The organism is Variovorax sp. GW821-FHT10C12 (assembly GCF_059415405.1).
This window is the reverse complement of sequence record NZ_JBWKNE010000001.1, coordinates 41,339-59,054: the sequence shown is the minus strand read 5'-3', so window position 1 is coordinate 59,054 and position 17,716 is coordinate 41,339. Positions and strand designations below refer to the sequence as shown.

Genomic DNA, 17,716 nt, shown 5'->3' with positions numbered 1-17,716 from the left:
CCCTCATGCACACCGAAGAAGCCCATCCCATCGGCGTCCTGCTGGTGGACGATCACCAGACCATGCTGTGGGGCCTGTCCCGGCTGATCGACGGCGAACAGCCGCGCATGAAGGTCGTCGCCACCGCCAGTTGCTGCGAAGAAGCCGTGGCGCACACGCAGAACCTGGCCCCCGACGTCATCGTGCTCGACCTCGACCTGGACGGCCACTGCGCCCTGGACATCCTGCCGCAGCTGCTGTCCAACGAGGTCTCGCGCGTGGTCGTGCTGACCGGCGAACGCGAGCAGCGCACCCTGGACCTCGCGGTGCTGCGCGGCGCGCGCGGCGTGATGCGCAAGGACGCCTCGGCCGAGCAGGTGCTCGATGCCATCGAGCGCGTGCATCACGGCGAACTCTGCGTCGACGCCCCCACCATGGGCCGCGTGCTCTCGGAACTCACCTCGGTGAAGAAGCCGCCCAAAGCCGACCCCGAGTCGGTCCGGCAGGCCAGCCTGACCCAGAAGGAGCGCGACATCGTCCGAACCGTGGCGCGCGGCAGCGGCGCGTCCAACAAGACCCTGGCCGAGCAGACCTTCGTCACCGAACACACGCTGCGCAACCACCTCACATCGATCTACCAGAAGCTCGGCGTGGCGAACCGGCTCGAGCTGTACATCTACGCCGTCAAGCACCACCTCGACGCCGTGGCGCACTGAGGCGCACCCGGCTGCACCGGCCTCGGCCATTTCCCTGATTTCCCTGCTTTTGCGATCTCCATTGGCAGCGATCACGTGGCGTGCGAATGCGTATTTCCTGCCGTTTCAATCCATCGAATTTCAATTCAATTGAAGAATTCCAGGCAATGAACCGCTTGCAATGCAAACAGGCCGGAGCTTGATTTATTCAGCCAGGACAGCCATCCACCATGGGTAACTTCACCGAAGCTTCGATCCACGGTCAAAGACCAGTGGAATGGGTATGTCGGACGTCACGATTCAGGTAGTTCCATTTTGAAAGACCCATGTCTTTCCAAAAACCGAGGCAAACGATCTTCCCTGCCGCCCTGTCAAATTCATACGATGGCATGAGCCCTGTTTCAAATCGAATCCACTGAATAGACCTTCAATCTGGCAATTGTTCTTCACCTTCTTTCGATCCATGTATGGCCCCCCCAACCGCTTCGTCGCCGATGGGGCTGGCTGCACCGGAGCCCCCGCTGCGCGACCGTTTCGTCGCCCGGCCCGCGCTCGCCGTGACCGGCAGCCCTCGCTCATGCCAACCGGGGCAGGCACATGCTTGACCCCAAGCTCATCAGCTCCGGCGAAAAGGCCACCGTCGGCGTCTGCGCGCCCGCCGCGAGGCTGTGGCCCGACTTCCTGATCGGCCAGGAGAACTCGCCGGTGCGCGTGCTGCTCGTCGACGACGACGAGTACATGCGCCGGGTGATCGCCCAGGAGCTGCTGTCGGACCTGCGCATCCAGCTCGAAGGCCAGGCCGACAACGTTCGCGACGGGCGCAAGCTGCTGGCCACGCACACCTTCGACGTGCTGATGCTCGAGCTGCAGCTGGGCGACGAGATGAGCTTCGAGCTGATCGCCGAGGCACGCCGCCTGCACCGCAACAGCGAGATCATCGTGATCTCCACGCTCGAGGACGATGCCCACGTGCTGCGCGCCTTCGAGCTGGGCGCCATGGGCTACCTGCTGAAGAACGCCTGGCTGCAAAGCTTTGCCGATGCGGTGCTGCATGTGGTGAACGGCGGCGCCGTCATCACGCCGCGGCTCGCGCGGCGCCTGCTGCACCGCCTGAACTACCAGCTCCACGAGCCCTTCGCCGGCGACGCGCCGCCGTCACCGCCGCCCAGACCGCCCTCGCGCGACATGACGCTGACGCCGCGCGAGAGCGAGGTGCTTCGCTTCGTGGCGTCGGGCTACGTCTCGGCGGAGATCGGCGCCAAGCTCGGCATCACCGGCCAGACGGTCAACGTGCACATCAAGAGCATCTACAAGAAGCTGCATGTGCATTCGCGCGCCCAGGCGGTGAACTACGCCGTTCACACGGGCCTCATCTGAGCGGCGGCGATGCCGTGCGCTGCAACCTGTCCGTGAATCACAAACCGCCGCTTCGGCGATAGAGGCCCGGCGCGCTGCCCGTCCAGCACTTGAAGGCGCGCTGGAAGGCGGAGCTGTTGGCAAACCCGAGTTCGTCGGCCAGTTCCGCCAGCGGCACGGTGCTCGTGCTCAGGCGCTGGATGGCCGTGTCGCGGCGCAGCTCGTCCTTCAGCGCCTGGAACGAGGTGCCCTCCAGCGCGAGCCGCCGCTGCAGCGTGGAGACCGTCACATGCAGCGCGGCGGCCGTCGCCACGAGGTCCGGCCATGCGGGCTGCGCGTGCTGCAGGTGGCTGCGCACGCGCGCGCCGATTCCCTCGTCGGTGCGCCGGGGCACGATCATGTGGGCCTGCGCATCGGCCAGGAAGACATGCAGCGCGGCTTCGTCGCGGCGCACCACGTCCTTCAGGCGTGCCGCGTCGAACCAGAACGCCGACAGCTCGCAGTCGAACTGCTGCGGCGCCGGAAAAATCTTGCCGTAGCCGCCGGCATGCGCGGGCGGCCCGAACGCAAAGTCGAAGCGCACCACGGGCAGCTGGCCGCCCACGATCCACGCCATGAGGCGCCACGCGGTGCGCAGCAGCACCTCCTGCAGGAAGACCGTCGGCGCGGCGGCCGGTTCGGTGAAGCGCACCACCACGCCGGCCAGGTCGGCCCGGCACACCAGCTCCAGCACCACGTCGTCCTGCAGCAGGCGAAAGGTGCGCGCCGCACGACGAAGCGCCACCTGCAGCGTGGGCGCGCCGAGGGCCGAACGCGCGATCAGCGCAAAGCTCCCGCGCCGCAGCGGGCGGCTCAGCAGCCCGATGAAGTCGTCGTCCAGGCGCTCGGTCAGCACGCGGAACAGCCTCGCGTACTGCTGCGTCGTCACGCGCGCGTCCGACTGCCCGAGCAGGCCGGGCGCGATGCCGGCCTCGACCAGGAAAGGCTCGAGCGGCTGGCCGCGCGCATGCACGCCGGACAGGATGCCGTGCACGAAGCTGATGGAAACCGTTTGAGGAGGATGAAGCATCGAAGGCGGGCCGCGTCGCGTGGATGTTGCCGGGCCGACTGTGCACCGGCGCGTGCCTGTCGTGCAAGCGCCGCGTGGCTCGATCGCGCGCCGCGCAGATTGCGATGTTCTGCCATCCGAACAACGCAAAACGGCATCGTGCCAAAGGCGATCGGTTCCTAACATGGGCCACGCAGGCAAGGGTCTGCGAAACCCAGACCAAGAACCAAACGAGAGACAAACGCCATGTACATGACCCAGTCGCTGCACCGCGCCCTGCAGCAGATTCCCGACAAGGTGGCCGTGCGTTTTGCCGGCCGCACCCGCACCTTCCGCGCGTTCGTGGAGCGCGTCGCCCGCCTCGCGGGCGCCCTGCAGCAGCTGGGCATGAAGCCGGGCGACCGCGTGGCGATGCTGGCGCTCAACTCCGACCGCTACCTCGAATACCAGATGGCCGTGCCCTGGGGCGGCGGCGTGCTCAACCCCTGCAACATCCGCTGGTCGGCCGCCGAGATTCTCTATTCGCTGGAAGACTCGGGTTCGACCATCCTGCTGGTCGACGAGGCCTTCCGCCCGATGGTCGAGAAGATGCGCGGCGAATCCAGGAGCCTGCGCGAAGTGATCTATTGCAGCAGCGGCCCGGACGACGGTGAACTGCCGCCCGGCATGCACGGCTACGAGGCGCTGCTGGCCGCAACCTCGCCCGTTCCCGATGCGGTTCGCCGCGACGAAGACCTGGCCGGCATCTTCTACACCGGCGGCACCACGGGCTTTCCCAAGGGCGTGATGCTCAGCCACACCAACCTGTGCAGCTCGGCCATGGCGATGCAGGCCGAAGGCCTGGCACCGAGCGGCGGCAACTACCTGCATGCCGCACCGATGTTCCACCTGGGCGACATGGGCCTGGCCATGCCGCACTGGCCCGCCGGCAACACGCACACGATCATCCCGATGTTCACGCCGCAGGGCGTGCTCGATGCGATCGAGCGCGACCGCGTGACCAACACGCTGCTGGTCCCCACGATGATCCAGATGCTGGTCGACCACCCCGCGATGAAGGAGCCGCGCGACCTCGCCAGCCTGAAGTGCATCTTCTACGGTGCATCGCCCATGCAGGAGGCTGTGCTGGAACGCGCGATGGCTGCCCTTCCCCACGTGGACTTCGTGCAGGGCTACGGCATGACGGAGCTGGCGCCGCTGGCCACGATCAATCCACCCAGTTCGTACACGGCCGAGGGCCACCGCCTGGGCCGGCATCGTTCCGCGGGGCGCGCGAGCGTCTGCATGGAAGTGCGCATCGTCGACCCCGCCGGCCTCGAGGTGCCGCGCGGCACGGTGGGCGAAGTCACGGTGCGCGGCCCCAACGTCATGCAGGGCTACTGGGGCAAGCCGGAACAGACCGCAGCCGCGGTGCGCGACGGCTGGATGCACACCGGCGACGGCGCCTGGATGGACGACGGCGGCTACATCTTCGTGGTCGACCGCATCAAGGACATGATCATCAGCGGCGGCGAGAACGTCTACTCGGCCGAGGTCGAGAACGCCGTCACCCAGCACCCCGCCGTCGCGGCCTGTGCGGTGATCGGCATCCCCAACGACGAATGGGGCGAGAGCGTGCATGCGGTGCTGGTCCTCAAGCCGGGACAGAGCGCCGAAGCCTCGGACATCGTCGCCCACTGCAAGACGCTGATCGCCGGCTACAAGTGCCCGCGCAGCGTGGCCTTCGTCGACACGCTGCCGATGTCGGGCGCCGGCAAGGTGCTCAAGACCCAGCTGCGCGAGCCCTTCTGGCAAGGCCGCCAGCGCAACGTCGCATGAGCGCGTCGCCTTCTTTCCTTTTTCTCTCAACCCTCAGGAAATTCCCATGAGCCGCGATGTCTTCGTCACCGGGGTCGGCATGATCCCCTTCACCAAACCGGGCGCCAGCGCGCCCTACCAGGCCATGGCCGCCGACGCCACGCGCCGTGCACTGGCCGATGCCGGCATCGGCTACGAGCTGGTGCAGCAGGCCTACGTCGGCTACGTGTACGCCGACTCCACCGCCGGCCAGAGCGCGCTCTACGAAGTCGGCATGACCGGCATTCCGGTCGTAAACGTCAACAACAACTGCTCCACCGGCTCGACCGCGCTGTTCCTGGCGCGCCAGGCCGTGGCCAGCGGCGCGGCCGACTGCGTGCTGGCACTGGGCTTCGAGCAGATGAGCCCGGGCGCATTGGGCTCGGTGTTCAGCGACAAGCCCAGCCCCTTCGCGCGCTTCGACAAGGCCACCGACGAACTGGTCGGCGGCATCGACATTCCCTTGGCGCTGCGCTACTTCGGCGGCGCGGGCCTGGCGCACATGCAGCAGTACGGCACCCAACTCTCGACCTTCGCGAAGATCCGCGCCAAGGCCAGCCGCCATGCCGCGAACAACCCGTTGGCCCTGTTCCGCAACGTGGTGACCGAAGACGAAGTGCTGGCCACGCCCGTGATGTGGCCCGGCGTGATGACGCGGCTCATGGCCTGCCCGCCCACCTGCGGCGCGGCGGCCGCCATCGTCTGCTCGGACGCGTTCGCGCAGCGCCACGGGCTCGATCGCAGCGTGCGCATCAAGGCCCAGGCCATGACCACCGACCGCGCCATCACTTTCGAGGCCCGCGACATGCGCGAGGTGGTCGGCTTCAGCATGGCGCAGGAGGCCGCGCAGAAGGTCTACGAAGCAGCCGGCGTCGGCCCGCAGGACATCGACGTGGTCGAGCTGCACGACTGCTTCGCGCACAACGAACTCATCAGCTACGAGGCGCTGGGCCTGTGCCCGGTCGGCGGCGCGCAGAAGTTCGTGGTCGATGGCGACAACACCTACGGCGGCAAGGTCGTGACCAACCCTTCGGGCGGCCTGCTGTCCAAGGGCCATCCGCTGGGCGCCACCGGCCTTGCCCAGTGCACGGAACTGGTCCAGCAGTTGCGCGGCACCGCCGAGAAGCGGCAGGTCGAAGGTGCGCGCCTCGCGCTGCAGCACAACCTCGGGTTGGGCGGCGCCTGCGTGGTCACGCTCTACGAGCGCGTCTGAACGACACAACAACCCAAGGAGACCCTCCCATGATCGACAAGAAATGGATCGGCCACGAACTGCCCGCATCGGTGCTGCCGATCGAGCGCAGCCGGCTGCAGTTCTTCGCCAAGGCCATCGGCGAGACCGACCCGGTCTACACCGATGCCGCCGCCGCGCGCGATGCCGGCTACCCCGACCTGCCCGCGCCGCCCACCTTCCTGTTCGCCGCCGAGCTGGACTCGGGCGCCTCGGACCAGTTGCTCACCGACCTGCAGATTCCGTTGTCGAAGCTGCTGCACGGCGAGCAGAGCTTCAGCTACCACCGCCCCGCCTGCGTGGGTGACACGGTGACGGTGCGCTCCAGCGTCAGCGACATCTACGACAAGAAGAACGGCGCGCTCGAGTTCGTGGTGAAGACCTCGCGCGCCACCAACCAGCGCGACGAACTCGTGGCCGAGCTGCGCACCGTCATCGTCTGCCGCCACTGAAGGAACACCCCATGACCTCCCCCACTTTCGATTCCGTGCAGGTCGGCGACGAACTCCCGGCCGTGCAGTTGCCGGCCGTGAACCGCACCGCGCTCGCGCTCTTTGCCGGCGCCTCGGGCGACCACAACCCGATCCACATCGACACCGACATGGCGCGCCGCTCCGGCATGCCCGACGTGTTTGCGCAGGGCATGCTGGGCATGGCCTGGCTGGGCCGCGTGCTCACGCAGTGGGCGCCGCAGAGCCGGCTGCGCCACTTCGAGGCGCGCTTCCAGGGCATCACGCACCTGGGCAACGCCATGCGCTGCAGCGGACGCATCGCCGAGAAGACCGAGCGCAACGGCGAACGCGGCGTGCGCATCGAACTGCAGAGCACCAACCAGTTCGGCCAGACCAAGATCGTCGGCGAAGCCTTCGTGTCCCTGCCCTGACAACCCACACATCCCGAAAGCACACCATGACAAACAAACTCGACGGCAAGGTCGCCCTCATCACCGGTTCGGGCCGCGGCATCGGCCGCTCGATCGCGCTCAAGCTCGCCAGCGAAGGCGCACGCATCGTCGTCAACGACCTCGACGCCGAACCGGCACAGGAGGCCGTGCAGGCCATCCGCGAGGCCGGCGGCCAGGCTGTGGCCTGCGTCGGCAACGTCAATGCGACCGACTTCGCCGAGCGCTTCGTCGGCACGGCGGTGAGCGAATTCAAGGGCCTGGACATCGTCATCAACAACGCCGGCTACACCTGGGACAACGTGATCCAGAAGATGACCGACGAGCAGTGGTACGCGATGCTCGACTGCCACCTGACGGCGCCGTTTCGCATCCTGCGCGCGGCGCAGCCGGTGATCCGCGCACTCGGCAAGGCAGAGACCGAAGCCGGGCAGCGCGTGGTGCGCAAGGTGGTCAACATCTCGTCGATGGCGGGCCTGTTCGGCAACCCGGGCCAGACCAACTACGCGGCGGCCAAGGCCGGCATCACCGGCATGACGCAGACACTGGCCAAGGAATGGGGCCGCATGAACGTCACCGTCAACTGCGTGGCCTACGGCCTCATCAAGACCCGCCTGACGGGCAACGCCGCCGATGGCGGCACCGCCAACATCGACGGCCGCGATATCAAGGTGGGCGTGAACCCCGACCTCATGGCTGCGATGGAACGCGGCATTCCGCTGGGCCGTGGCGGCACGCCCGAAGAAGCGGCGGGTGCGGTGTACCTGCTGTGCATTCCCGAGTCCGACTACGTGAGCGGCCAGACGCTGGTGTGCAGCGGCGGCCTCACGGGGTTCTGAGCGATGACCGCCGCTGTCCGGCGCGAGGTGCATGAGGGCATCGCGACGCTCACGCTCGACCGGCCCGATGCCCTCAACGCCCTGGCGCCGCCGCTGCTCGAAGCCCTGCTGGCGGCGCTGCGCGAATGCGCGGCGGACGACCGCGTGCGCGCGATCGTGTTGACGGGCGCGGGCCGCGCCTTTTCCGGCGGAGGCGACATCGGCTACTTCGGCGACGTGCTCGCCGGCGGGCCGGCCCATGCGCAGGAAGAAATCGGGCGCGGCATGCAGGAGGTGGGCAACCCCATCACGCAAGCCATTGCCGACTGCGCGGTGCCGGTGGTGGCTGCCGTCAACGGCCCCTGCGTGGGTGCGGGCGTGGGCATTGCGCTGGCGGCCGACGTCGTGCTCGCGGCGCGCTCGGCCTACTTCCTGGTGCCCCAGGTGCCGCAGCTGGGCGCCGTGCCCGACCTGGGCGCCACCTGGTCGCTGCCCCGCCTGCTCGGGCGCAGCCGCGCGCTCGGCATGGCGCTGCTCGGCGAACGCATCGACGCGGCGAAGGCCGAGCAATGGGGACTCATCTGGCGCTGCGTCGACGATGCCGTGCTGCTCGAAGAAGCCCGAGCGATCGCCAGGCGACTGGGCCATGCATCGGCCGCGGCCTTGCGCGATACCCGACAACTGATCGATGCGGCGAGCGACAACACGCTGGCCCGGCAACTGAGCGACGAATGCACGGCCCAGCGCCGGCATGTGGCCGGTGAATTTTTCAACGACGCCTGCGCGCGCTTCCTGGCCCGCGCCAAGGCCGATCGATCGACCCACTGACTGACCGACCTCGAAGAACACCATGCTTCCACAGCTGTACCGCCATCGCTGGATGGACGAAGACACCGACGCGTTCCGCGAACAGGTGCGCCGTTACATCGCGAGCGAACTCTCGCCGCACCTGGACGGCTGGCGCCGCCAGGGCTTCATTCCGCGCGAGGCCTGGCGCCCGTTCGGACAGATGGGCTTCCTGCTGCCCGAGATCGACGAGGCCTATGGCGGCGCCGGTGCCTCGCTGGCCTGCCAGATGGTGGTGCAGGACGAGCTGGCCAAGGCCGAGTTCCCCGCTAACACGGGCGTGCACAACCTGGCGGCGCACTACATCCTCGACTACGGCACCGAGGCGCAGAAGCAGCGCTGGCTGCCGAAGCTCGCCAGCGGCGAGATGCTGGCCGGCATCGCGCTCACCGAGCCCGGCTGCGGCTCGGACCTGAAGGCGCTGCGCACGCGCGCGCGGCGCGACGGCGACCACTACGTGATCGACGGCGCCAAGACCTTCATCACCAACGGCTTCACGGGCAACCTGCTGGTGGTGGCGGTGCGCACCGGCGAGGCGGGCAGCCGCGGCGTGTCGCTGATCGTCCTGGAAACCGACGGCCTGCCGGGCTTTCGCGTGGGGCGACGGCTCGAGAAACTGGGCCAGCATGCGTCGGACACCGCCGAGCTCTTCTTCGACGGCGTGCGCGTACCGGCCGACCACCTGCTGGGCGGCAAGGAAGGCGACGGCTTCGTGCAGCTCATGAGCCAGCTTTCCTATGAGCGCCTGTTCCTGTGCGTGCCGGCCGCCGCGGTGATCGAACGCGCGGTGGAACTCACGGTCGAGTACACGCAGCAGCGCAAGGCCTTCGGGCAGGCCGTGTTCGATTTCCAGAACACGCGCTTCAAGCTCGCGGAGTGCGCGACCATCGCGCACGTGGTGCGTACCTTCGTCAACGACTGTATCCAGCGCATGGTCGACGGCACGCTCGAGCAGGAGGCCGCCTACATGGCCAAGCTGTGGTGCACCGAGCAGCAGGGCAAGGTCCTGGACGAATGCCTGCAGCTGTTCGGCGGCTACGGCTACATGGTCGAGTACCCGATCGCACGCATGTATGCCGACGCGCGCGTGCAGCGCATCTACGGCGGCACCAGCGAGATCATGAAGGACCTGATCGCGCGCAAGCTCGGCGCCTGAGCGCATCGCAGCGCGGCAGCGCAGGTGCGCAGATGAAGCCGGCTATTTCGCGCTGAACACGGTCTTGCCGCCGAACATCGTCCAGCGCACCTGCGTCGCGGCGACCTGGCTGTCGGGCACGCGCAGCAGGTCGCGGTCGACCAGCGCGAAGTCGGCCTGCTTGCCGGGCTCGATGGAGCCGATGGTGTCGGCCATGCCCAGCACCGTGGCCGCGTTGCGCGTGTAGGCGTAGAGCATGGCTTCGCGCGGCATGCGCTCCGAGGCCGGCTCGCGCGTGATCGCGCTCGAGATCGCCAGGAACGGGTTGGGCGACGACACGCCCCAGTCGCTCGCGCCCGAGATCAGCGCGCCTGCGTCGTATAGCGAGCGCGCAGCAAAGGGCGGCTGCAGGGCATCGTCCACGTCGTGGTTCTGCTCTTCGCCGCTCCACAGCAGCTGCATCGCGGCCGCCACGCGCAGGTCGTGAAAGCGCGCAATGTCGGCGCGCTGCATGTACTCGATGTGCGTCAGGCTGTGCAGCGGGCCCTTGTCGCCGTTGGCGCGGCGGGCCACGGCGATGCCGTTGAGCGCCTCGTGCACGGCGCGGTCGCCGATGGCATGCACGTGGATGATGAGCCCGCGCCTGTCGGCTTCGGTCGCCAGCTTGCCGAAGCTCGCCGGATCGATCTCCAGCAGGCCGAGGCTGTCGGTGCCCTTGTACGGCAGGCTCAGGGCCGCGGTGCGCGACGGCGCTTCGCTCACGCCGTCGGCCAGGATCTTGATGCCGCTCAGGCGCAGGTTCGGCACTTTCGCGAAGCGCTGGCGCACGGCCTCGACGGTGTCGAGCGCTTCCGGGCCGCTGCGCGCGTTCACCAGCACCATGCCCACCACGTGGCCCGTGAGCTTGCCCTTCGCGGCAATGGCCTCGTAGGCGGGCAGCACGCCGAAATCCGTGGCCCTGGGAACGATCGAGAACATCGGCCGCGCGGGCTGCGCATTGACCATCGGGTCCATCCAGGCGGTGACGCCGAAGCTGTTCATGAAGTCGACGCCGGCCTGTGCGCCGACGGCCAGCTTCTCGGTCGACACCGGCGGCACGATGGCGGCCAGGCGGTCCCAGCCGCGCTCGGCGACGAAGCCATTGGGCGTGAAGTCCGTCGCGTGGCCGAAGTACTTGCGCTCCTCGGCCGGCAGGCCGGCCACGTAGTCGCGTGTGATGCCCGCGCGCTGCAACGCCAGGCGATTGCCCCAGCCGCTGTGTGCGTCGCCACCGGCCAGCACCACCGGCACGTTGGCGAAGGGCTCGGCGTTGAAGGCGGCCGCCAGTTCGTCGAGCCGACTCCAGAACGCATAGCGCACGCCGCGAATGCGCAGCACGTCGCCGACCAGGCCCACGCCGTTGGCCAGCACTTCCCGGCCGTAGGCGGCCAGTTGCTCGGTGGTCAGGATGGTGGGGGCGATCAGCGCCGAGGTGCGGAAGTAGCCGCCGTTCACCACGTGCACGTGGCTGTCGATGAGCCCGGGCATCAGGAAGCCGCCGCCGAGGTCGACCACACGCGTCTGCGCACCGGCCAGCTTCTGGATGCTGGCGCGGTCGCCCACCGCCATGACCTTGTCGCCGCGCACGGCCACGGCTTCCGCCAGGGGGCTGGCCGGATTGGCCGTGAAGACCTTGCCGTTGACCAGGATCTGGTCGGGCGCGTCGGGGTCTGCCGCGGGGAGTGAAACCGCGCCGTGGTTGCCGCCGCAGGCGCCCAGCGCGCCGATCAGGGCGATGGCAAGCAAGCCCGCCCTGATGGTTTTCTTTGTCATGTGCCGTGTCTCCGTGGTTGTAGGGCCGGCGGATTCTCACGAGCCACGGCATGCGGGGGAAATGAAAAACTCCTTGGCCTCCATGCGGCCGGGCTCATGCGCCGCAAGGCATGAGAAGAAGCTCATGGAAGGCATCGGAATGTGCATTGGACGTCATGCGCCGGGCTCCCTAGGCTCCATGCCACGACAGCCGCTTCATCGCCATGCCACCGAACTTTCTCTTTCTCATCACCGACCAGCACCGGGCCCAGGACCTGGGCTGCTACGGCAACCCCATCGTCGCCACGCCGCACATCGATTCGATTGCCCGGCGCGGCGTGACCATGGACCGCGCGTACGTCGCGTCGCCGGTGTGCATGCCCAATCGCGCGTCGCTGCTCACGGGGCGCCTGCCCTCGCTGCACGGCGTGCGCTCCAACGGCATCGCGCTCTCGCTCGACGCGGTCACGCTGCCCGACCTGCTCTCGGCAGCGGGCTACCGCACGGCCCTGGTGGGCAAGTCGCACCTGCAGAACTTCACCGGGCAGAAGGCGCTGGTCAGCGGCGAAGCCGTGCCGCCCGGTCATGTGGCTCCTCCGCCCGCGATGGCCGAAGCCCGGTGTCGCAGCCAGGGCGACTACCTGCAGGAAGACGCGCCACGCTGGCGCAGCGACGACACCTTCGACATGCGGCTGCCGTTCTACGGCTTCCAGGACGTCGACCTGGCCATCGGCCATGCCGACGAAGTCGACGGGCACTACGGCCGCTGGCTGCGCCGCACGAACCCGGCGCTCGACGCGCGCCGCATGGGCCCGCCGCAGCGCGCGGGTGCCGGGCTCGAACTCGTGCAGTCGTGGGAGACACCGCTGCCCGAGGCACTGTACCCCACGCACTACCTGGCCGAGCGCACCGTGGAGCGCATCGAGGCGTATGCACGCTCGCCCGATCGGCCCTTCTTCCTGTACTGCTCGTTCCCCGATCCGCACCATCCGTTCACGCCGCCCGGGCGCTACCGCCACATGTACGACCCCGCCGACATGCCGCTGCCGCCTTCGTGGTCGCACGCCGTCGCCGACCTGCCGCCGCATGTGCGCTGGCTGCACGACCAGCGCGATGCAGGCAAGGCCGTGCGCCACACACCCGCGCTGTACGCCTGCACCGAGCGCGAGGCCCGCGAAGCCATGGCGCTCACCTACGGGATGATCACCATGGTGGACGACGCGGTCGGCCGCATCCTCGACGCGCTCGACCGTTCGGGGCTGCGCGAGAACACGGTGATCGTCTTCACCACCGACCACGGCGACTACCTCGGCGAGCACCAGCTGATGCTCAAGGGCCCGGTGCACTACGACGCGGTGATCCGCACGCCGCTGCTCTGGTCCGACCCCGCGGCCCCCTCGATGGCCGGTCAGCGCAGCGAGGCACTCACCGGCACGCTCGACCTGGCGCGCACCCTCCTGGAGCGTGCCGGCGTCGCGCCCGCCAACGGCATGCAGGGCCGCTCGCTGCTGCCGCTGCTCGACGGCCGGTGCAACGACCACCACGACGCGGTGCTCATCGAAGACGAAGTGCAGCGCACCTTCCTGGGCTTCGACCGTCCGTTGCGCATGCGCACACTGGTGACGCCGCGCTACCGCTTCAGCGTCTACCTCGGTGCCGACTGGGGCGAGCTCTACGACCTGCTGCAGGACCCCTCGGAAATGCGCAACCTCTGGGACGACGCCGCGCACGCCGACGTGCGCGCGGGCCTCTTCGAGCAACTGACCCGCAAGATGATCGACGCCGCCGACCGCAGCCCGTTGCCGACGCACCTCGCGTGACGGCCTTCGCCCTGTCGTGCGATGGCCGGGTGAAGTCGGAGATGATCCGCAGATGACCCCGCCCGCCTCCTCGCCACCCGCCGCGCCCGACTGGTCGCGCCGCCTCAAGCTGCGCCACATGGACGTCTTCCAGGCGCTGGTCGAAAGCGGCAGTCTCACGGCGGCCGCGAACGCGATGCACCTGACGCAGCCTGCGCTGTCGCACTGGCTGCGCGAGCTCGAGGACGCGGTCGGCCTGCCGCTGCTGATCCGCGGCCGCCGCCTGCGGCTCACACCGGCCGGCGAGGTGTTCCTGCGCCACTCCAAGCGCATGCTCGGCGACGTCGAGCGCACGCGCGAAGAGCTGGCCGCCGTGCGCGCCGGCGCCATCGGGCGGGTGCGCGTCGGCGTGGTGCTGGTGGGCGCCCCGGTGCTGGTGCCGCGCATGGTGGTGCGGCTGCAGGCCGAGCTGCCGGGGCTCACCGTCACGCTGCTCGAAGGCACGCTCGACCAGTTGCTGGCGCGCATGCAGCACCACGAGCTCGACGTGATCATCGGCCGGCTCGAAGAACAGGCGCTGAATTCCGGTTTTCCCCATGCGCGCCTGTACGACGAGCCGGTGTGCGTGGTGTCGCGCCCCGGCCATCCGCTGGCCTCGCGCCGCCGGCTCGGCTGGCAGGACGTCTCAGCCTTTCCGTGGATCGTTCCGCCGGTCGGCACGCCGATGCGCGGACGGCTCGAAGCCGCCTTCGCCGCCGCCGGGCTGCCGCTGCCGCGGGCGCCGCTGGAGTCGGCCTCGATGATCGTCAACCAGACCGTGCTGCGCGACACCGACTGCCTCGCGCTGATGTCGGGCTCGATCGGCCGGCACTACGAAAGCCTCGGCCTGCTGAAAGTGCTGCCCCTGCAGCACCACGAAGGCCTGGGCGCGGTCGGCGTGCTGTGGGGCGACCCCGAACCCGGCGCGGCCGTGACCCGCGTGCTCGAGGCGCTGCACGAAGAGGCCCGGCTGATCGCCGGGGCTCAGGCCGAAGGCAGGACGGCCAGGAGTTCCCGCAGCTCGCGCGCGAACAAGGCCGGGTCGGTGCGGTAAGGCACGTGCGCGCCCGACAGGCGTTGCAGCCGGCCACCGAGACGGTCGGCCAGCGCCTGCAGCGTCTGCGCATAGCCCTGCAGCAAGTCCTGGTGCAGGGCCGTGGCGCCCTCGCTGCCCACTGCGATGGCGATGGGCACGCGCACTGCATCGACCAGCGCATCGGGCGCGTCGTAGCGGTCGACCACGCCCAGTTCCTGGTCGAGCCAGACCTTGCCATTGCCGCGCACGCGGTCCATCGCGGCAGCGGCCATGCCACCGTCTTCGGACGGCCCGGCGATCCAGCCGATGAAGTCGGCCATGGCGGCGCCATCGCCCCCCTGGCGACGCGCGGCGTCCATGCGTGCGCGCAACGTGGCCAGCAGCTCGTCGCGCTGCGGCAGCACGCCGATCTTCGGCGGCTCGTGCAGCACGGCATTGCGCACCACCTGCGGATGACGCAGCGCCAGGTTCAGCCCGATGGTGGCGCCGCTGCTGGTGCCGAACACATGGGCAGGCGCCAGGCCCAGCGCGCGAAGCAGCGCGGCAGCGTCGTCGCCCTGCTCGTCGATGCAGGTGCGGGACCAGCCCTCGGGCCACGGGCTGCGCGAATGCGCGCGGCGGTCGTAGATCAGCACCGTGTAGCGGTCGGCCAGCAAGTGCGCCGCCGCTTCGAAGCCGCCGGCATCGCCCGAGGCGCCGGGGATGAACAGCAGCGTGGGGCCGGTGCCGCGCAGCTCGTAGTACAGCTGTGCGCCGCCGATGTCGCACAGGCCGCTGCGCACTTCGTTCGTGCCCGGGGAAGAAAAAGAGGTCGTGCTCATGACGTGCTCCTGCGCTCGGGTTCAGTCGACGCGGATGTGGGCGCGCTTGACCACTTCGGCCCAGCGCTTGCGCTCGCGCGCCAGCCGCGCGGCGGTTTCTTCGGGACCGGACGCCAGCGGGGCGATGTCCCACTCCTGCAGGTGCTTGCGCACGTCGTCGCGCGCGAGCGTCTTCTTCACCAGCTCCTGCCACACCTTCGCGAACGCGGGGGGCGTGCCGGCAGGTGCCATCAGCACCCAGCTGAACTCGGCCAGGAAACCGGGGTAGCTCTCGGCGACGGCCGGCACCTCGGGCAGCGACACGGAGCGCTTGGCGCTCGACACCGCCAACGCGTTGAGCCGGCCCGACTGCACATGCGGCAACACGCCCGAGGTCACGAGAAAGCCGATGGGCGCATCGCCCGCGAGCAAGGCCTGCGTGGCCGGCGCATTGCCGCGGTACGGCACGTGCTCCAGCTTCAGCTGGGCCACGTTCGCCAGCATCTCGGCAGCGATCTGCCCCGGCGAGCCGTTGCCGGCCGAGACGTACTGCACGGGCTTGTCCTTCGCCATCGCCACCAGCTCGGCGAACGACTTCACCGGCAGCACCTTGGGATTGACCACCAGCATCTGCGAGAAGGTGCCGAAGGTGGCCAGCGGCGCGAACGCCTTGTCCGCGTCGAACGGCATGCTGGCGTAGACCGAGGGATTGACCGTGAGCGTGGTGTCGACCGCGGCCAGCAAGGTGTAGCCGTCGGGCTTGGCATTGGCCACGTACTGCGCGCCGATGTTGCCGCCCGCGCCGGCCTTGTAGTCGACCACCACCGGCTGGCCCAGGTCGCGCGTGGCCTGGTCCGCCAGCGCCCGCACCATGAGGTTGAGCGCGCCGCCACCCGGGGGAAAGTTGACGACCAGCGTGACGGGCTTCGCCGGGTAGTCCGCGGCGCGCGCGATGCCGGGCAGCCCGGCCAGGACCGCGGTCGCCGCCGCGGCGATCACGGCGGCCCTGCGCGTGAGAGGAATGGGGGTCGAGGCCATCGGCGGAGCTCCTTCTTCATGTCGATGCATGGGGGTCAGTATTGACCTGCGACTCATGCAAGACCAATGAAAAAAGAAGAGGAAAGCATGAGCGTCTCCTCATGCTTCGGCTCCCGGCGGGGGCGTTGCAACGCGAAAGCCTCCCAGGGCGGTGAACCCGTGAAGAGCGTCCGCTACGCGGCTGAAACAGGCCCAGAGGGTATTCCCCGAGCCGGCGTCGGCGAATCTGTCGGCTGGTTGACGGAATCGATGGCCGCTGTTTCCTAGCATGGGGACGCAGTCCCACCTCCTGTAGCAACGGGGGACGCGCCCAGCGGCGCGGGGCCTGCGCGACCCCATTCCCAAGGAGACATTTCCGTGAACAGGACATCGCTGCGGCCGGCACTCACCGTGCTGGCCCTTCTCTCCCTCGCCGGCGCGGCCACGGCGCAAGACGGCGCTGGCTACCCCGGCAAGCCGGTGACCATCGTCGTGCCCACGCCGCCCGCCGGCGGCACCGACCTCATCGCGCGGCTGTTCGCCGACGTGCTGGGCAAGGCCTTCAAGCAGAGCGTGATCGTCGACAACCGCGCTGGCGCCAACGGCATCCTGGGCGTCGACTTCGTCGCCAAGGGGCCGGCCGACGGCACGCGCGTGCTGTTCACCTACGCCGCCACGATGGTGATCAACCCGGCGCTCTACAAGAAGCTGCCCTACGAGCCGCTCAAGGACTTCGCTCCCGTCGCGCAGGTCGGCCGCGGCGGCAACCTGCTGCTGGTGCGCAAGGACCTGCCGCCGAACACGCTCAAGGACTTCGTCGCGCACGCCAAGGCCAACCCCGACAAGCTGAACTATTGCTCGTGGGGCAACGGCTCTGGCGGCCACCTCACGATGGAAAGCCTGAAGAAGCAGGCCGGCATCTCGCTGCTGCACGTGCCCTACAAGGGCAGCAGCCCCTGCGTGCAGGACCTCATGGGCGGCCAGGTGGACGCCGGCTTCGCCGACATCTCCTCCACCATCGAGGTGGTGAAGGCCGGCCGGGTCAAGGCCCTGGCCTACAGCGGCCCCGACCGCCTGCCGATGCTGCCCGACGTGCCCACGATGACGCAGGCCGGCTTCCCGTTCAAGAACTACACCTGGTACGGCTTCTTCGTGCCGGCCAAGACACCGCCCGCCGTCGTCAAGCGCCTGAACGAAGAGATCTACCGCGCCCTGCAGGACCCGGCCGTGACCCAGCGCCTGCGCGAACTCAACTTCACCGACCTGCCGCGTCCCACGCCCGAGCAGTTCAAGGAGGTCCTGCGCCAGGACCTGCAGGACTGGAGCGCCCTGGTCAAGTCCATCGGCGTCACGCTGGACTGACACCCGATCCACCACGACGCCGGGGCC

At 68.9% G+C, this 17,716-nt stretch carries 16 protein-coding genes; 12 read left to right on the top strand and 4 right to left on the bottom strand.

Annotation, left to right across the window (positions count from 1 at the left end; genetic code table 11):
* The first annotated feature begins 5 nt into the window (after positions 1-5).
* Positions 6-695 (top strand): response regulator, encoded by a 690-nt coding sequence (locus AC07OH_RS00270; RefSeq protein ID WP_489057603.1) that lies wholly within the window; start codon positions 6-8, stop codon positions 693-695.
* A gap of 576 nt (positions 696-1,271) precedes the next feature.
* Positions 1,272-2,051, top strand: a complete 780-nt coding sequence (locus AC07OH_RS00265) for a LuxR C-terminal-related transcriptional regulator (RefSeq protein ID WP_495299181.1) — start codon at positions 1,272-1,274, stop codon at positions 2,049-2,051.
* Positions 2,052-2,088: 37 nt separating this feature from the next.
* Here the strand turns inward: AC07OH_RS00265 and AC07OH_RS00260 are convergent, their stop codons facing one another.
* Complete coding sequence (locus AC07OH_RS00260) at positions 2,089-3,099, bottom strand: AraC family transcriptional regulator (RefSeq protein WP_495299180.1); 1,011 nt, start codon at positions 3,097-3,099, stop codon at positions 2,089-2,091.
* 225 nt (positions 3,100-3,324) lie between these two features.
* Here AC07OH_RS00260 and AC07OH_RS00255 point away from each other — a divergent pair, with 225 nt between their 5' ends.
* From AC07OH_RS00255 to AC07OH_RS00225, 7 genes are read left to right on the top strand one after another with little or no spacing between them, the layout of a single operon-like run.
* The gene (locus AC07OH_RS00255) at positions 3,325-4,896 is read left to right on the top strand and encodes a long-chain-fatty-acid--CoA ligase (protein ID WP_495299179.1); all 1,572 of its coding nucleotides are present in this window, start codon (positions 3,325-3,327) and stop codon (positions 4,894-4,896) included.
* A 46-nt stretch (positions 4,897-4,942) separates the two neighbouring features.
* Positions 4,943-6,127 carry a lipid-transfer protein gene (locus AC07OH_RS00250; protein ID WP_495299178.1) on the top strand — a complete coding sequence of 395 codons (1,185 nt, stop codon included), beginning with the start codon at positions 4,943-4,945 and terminating at the stop codon, positions 6,125-6,127.
* A 29-nt stretch (positions 6,128-6,156) separates the two neighbouring features.
* A complete protein-coding gene (locus AC07OH_RS00245; RefSeq protein WP_495299177.1) occupies positions 6,157-6,597 on the top strand; it encodes a MaoC family dehydratase N-terminal domain-containing protein in 441 nt (146 codons plus the stop codon).
* Positions 6,598-6,608: 11 nt separating this feature from the next.
* Positions 6,609-7,028 (top strand): MaoC family dehydratase, encoded by a 420-nt coding sequence (locus AC07OH_RS00240; protein WP_095744447.1) that lies wholly within the window; start codon positions 6,609-6,611, stop codon positions 7,026-7,028.
* Between the two features lie 26 nt (positions 7,029-7,054).
* Positions 7,055-7,885: an SDR family NAD(P)-dependent oxidoreductase gene (locus AC07OH_RS00235; protein WP_495299176.1), complete on the top strand. Its 831-nt coding sequence runs from the start codon at positions 7,055-7,057 to the stop codon at positions 7,883-7,885.
* 3 nt (positions 7,886-7,888) lie between these two features.
* Positions 7,889-8,692, top strand: a complete 804-nt coding sequence (locus tag AC07OH_RS00230) for an enoyl-CoA hydratase-related protein (RefSeq protein WP_495299175.1) — start codon at positions 7,889-7,891, stop codon at positions 8,690-8,692.
* 22 nt (positions 8,693-8,714) lie between these two features.
* Entirely contained in the window at positions 8,715-9,866 is a 1,152-nt protein-coding gene (locus AC07OH_RS00225; protein ID WP_495299174.1) for an acyl-CoA dehydrogenase family protein, read from the top strand.
* A 42-nt stretch (positions 9,867-9,908) separates the two neighbouring features.
* Here the strand turns inward: AC07OH_RS00225 and AC07OH_RS00220 are convergent, their stop codons facing one another.
* A complete protein-coding gene (locus AC07OH_RS00220; RefSeq protein WP_495299173.1) occupies positions 9,909-11,657 on the bottom strand; it encodes an amidohydrolase in 1,749 nt (582 codons plus the stop codon).
* 203 nt (positions 11,658-11,860) lie between these two features.
* On the opposite strand from AC07OH_RS00220, the gene AC07OH_RS00215 reads away from it, so the two are divergent.
* Together AC07OH_RS00215 and AC07OH_RS00210 are read left to right on the top strand one after the other, a co-directional pair.
* Positions 11,861-13,456 carry a sulfatase family protein gene (locus AC07OH_RS00215; RefSeq protein ID WP_495299172.1) on the top strand — a complete coding sequence of 532 codons (1,596 nt, stop codon included), beginning with the start codon at positions 11,861-11,863 and terminating at the stop codon, positions 13,454-13,456.
* A gap of 52 nt (positions 13,457-13,508) precedes the next feature.
* Positions 13,509-14,528, top strand: a complete 1,020-nt coding sequence (locus AC07OH_RS00210) for a LysR substrate-binding domain-containing protein (protein ID WP_495299171.1) — start codon at positions 13,509-13,511, stop codon at positions 14,526-14,528.
* On the opposite strand, the gene AC07OH_RS00205 is transcribed toward AC07OH_RS00210, so the two are convergent.
* Positions 14,459-15,331: an alpha/beta fold hydrolase gene (locus AC07OH_RS00205; RefSeq protein ID WP_495299170.1), complete on the bottom strand. Its 873-nt coding sequence runs from the start codon at positions 15,329-15,331 to the stop codon at positions 14,459-14,461. The two genes, AC07OH_RS00210 and AC07OH_RS00205, sit on opposite strands and share 70 nt — an antisense overlap.
* Positions 15,332-15,352: 21 nt before the next feature.
* Positions 15,353-16,348 (bottom strand): Bug family tripartite tricarboxylate transporter substrate binding protein, encoded by a 996-nt coding sequence (locus AC07OH_RS00200; RefSeq protein WP_495299169.1) that lies wholly within the window; start codon positions 16,346-16,348, stop codon positions 15,353-15,355.
* Between the two features lie 357 nt (positions 16,349-16,705).
* On the opposite strand from AC07OH_RS00200, the gene AC07OH_RS00195 reads away from it, so the two are divergent.
* Positions 16,706-17,689 carry a Bug family tripartite tricarboxylate transporter substrate binding protein gene (locus AC07OH_RS00195; protein WP_495299168.1) on the top strand — a complete coding sequence of 328 codons (984 nt, stop codon included), beginning with the start codon at positions 16,706-16,708 and terminating at the stop codon, positions 17,687-17,689.
* Positions 17,690-17,716 lie beyond the last annotated feature (27 nt).

Coding starts and splice junctions, on each gene's coding strand:
- AC07OH_RS00270 (WP_489057603.1), top strand. CDS start 6: ATGCACACCGAAGAAGCCCATCCCATCGGCGTCCTGCTGGTGGACGAT.
- AC07OH_RS00265 (WP_495299181.1), top strand. CDS start 1,272: ATGCTTGACCCCAAGCTCATCAGCTCCGGCGAAAAGGCCACCGTCGGC.
- AC07OH_RS00260 (WP_495299180.1), bottom strand. CDS start 3,099: ATGCTTCATCCTCCTCAAACGGTTTCCATCAGCTTCGTGCACGGCATC.
- AC07OH_RS00255 (WP_495299179.1), top strand. CDS start 3,325: ATGTACATGACCCAGTCGCTGCACCGCGCCCTGCAGCAGATTCCCGAC.
- AC07OH_RS00250 (WP_495299178.1), top strand. CDS start 4,943: ATGAGCCGCGATGTCTTCGTCACCGGGGTCGGCATGATCCCCTTCACC.
- AC07OH_RS00245 (WP_495299177.1), top strand. CDS start 6,157: ATGATCGACAAGAAATGGATCGGCCACGAACTGCCCGCATCGGTGCTG.
- AC07OH_RS00240 (WP_095744447.1), top strand. CDS start 6,609: ATGACCTCCCCCACTTTCGATTCCGTGCAGGTCGGCGACGAACTCCCG.
- AC07OH_RS00235 (WP_495299176.1), top strand. CDS start 7,055: ATGACAAACAAACTCGACGGCAAGGTCGCCCTCATCACCGGTTCGGGC.
- AC07OH_RS00230 (WP_495299175.1), top strand. CDS start 7,889: ATGACCGCCGCTGTCCGGCGCGAGGTGCATGAGGGCATCGCGACGCTC.
- AC07OH_RS00225 (WP_495299174.1), top strand. CDS start 8,715: ATGCTTCCACAGCTGTACCGCCATCGCTGGATGGACGAAGACACCGAC.
- AC07OH_RS00220 (WP_495299173.1), bottom strand. CDS start 11,657: ATGACAAAGAAAACCATCAGGGCGGGCTTGCTTGCCATCGCCCTGATC.
- AC07OH_RS00215 (WP_495299172.1), top strand. CDS start 11,861: ATGCCACCGAACTTTCTCTTTCTCATCACCGACCAGCACCGGGCCCAG.
- AC07OH_RS00210 (WP_495299171.1), top strand. CDS start 13,509: ATGACCCCGCCCGCCTCCTCGCCACCCGCCGCGCCCGACTGGTCGCGC.
- AC07OH_RS00205 (WP_495299170.1), bottom strand. CDS start 15,331: ATGAGCACGACCTCTTTTTCTTCCCCGGGCACGAACGAAGTGCGCAGC.
- AC07OH_RS00200 (WP_495299169.1), bottom strand. CDS start 16,348: ATGGCCTCGACCCCCATTCCTCTCACGCGCAGGGCCGCCGTGATCGCC.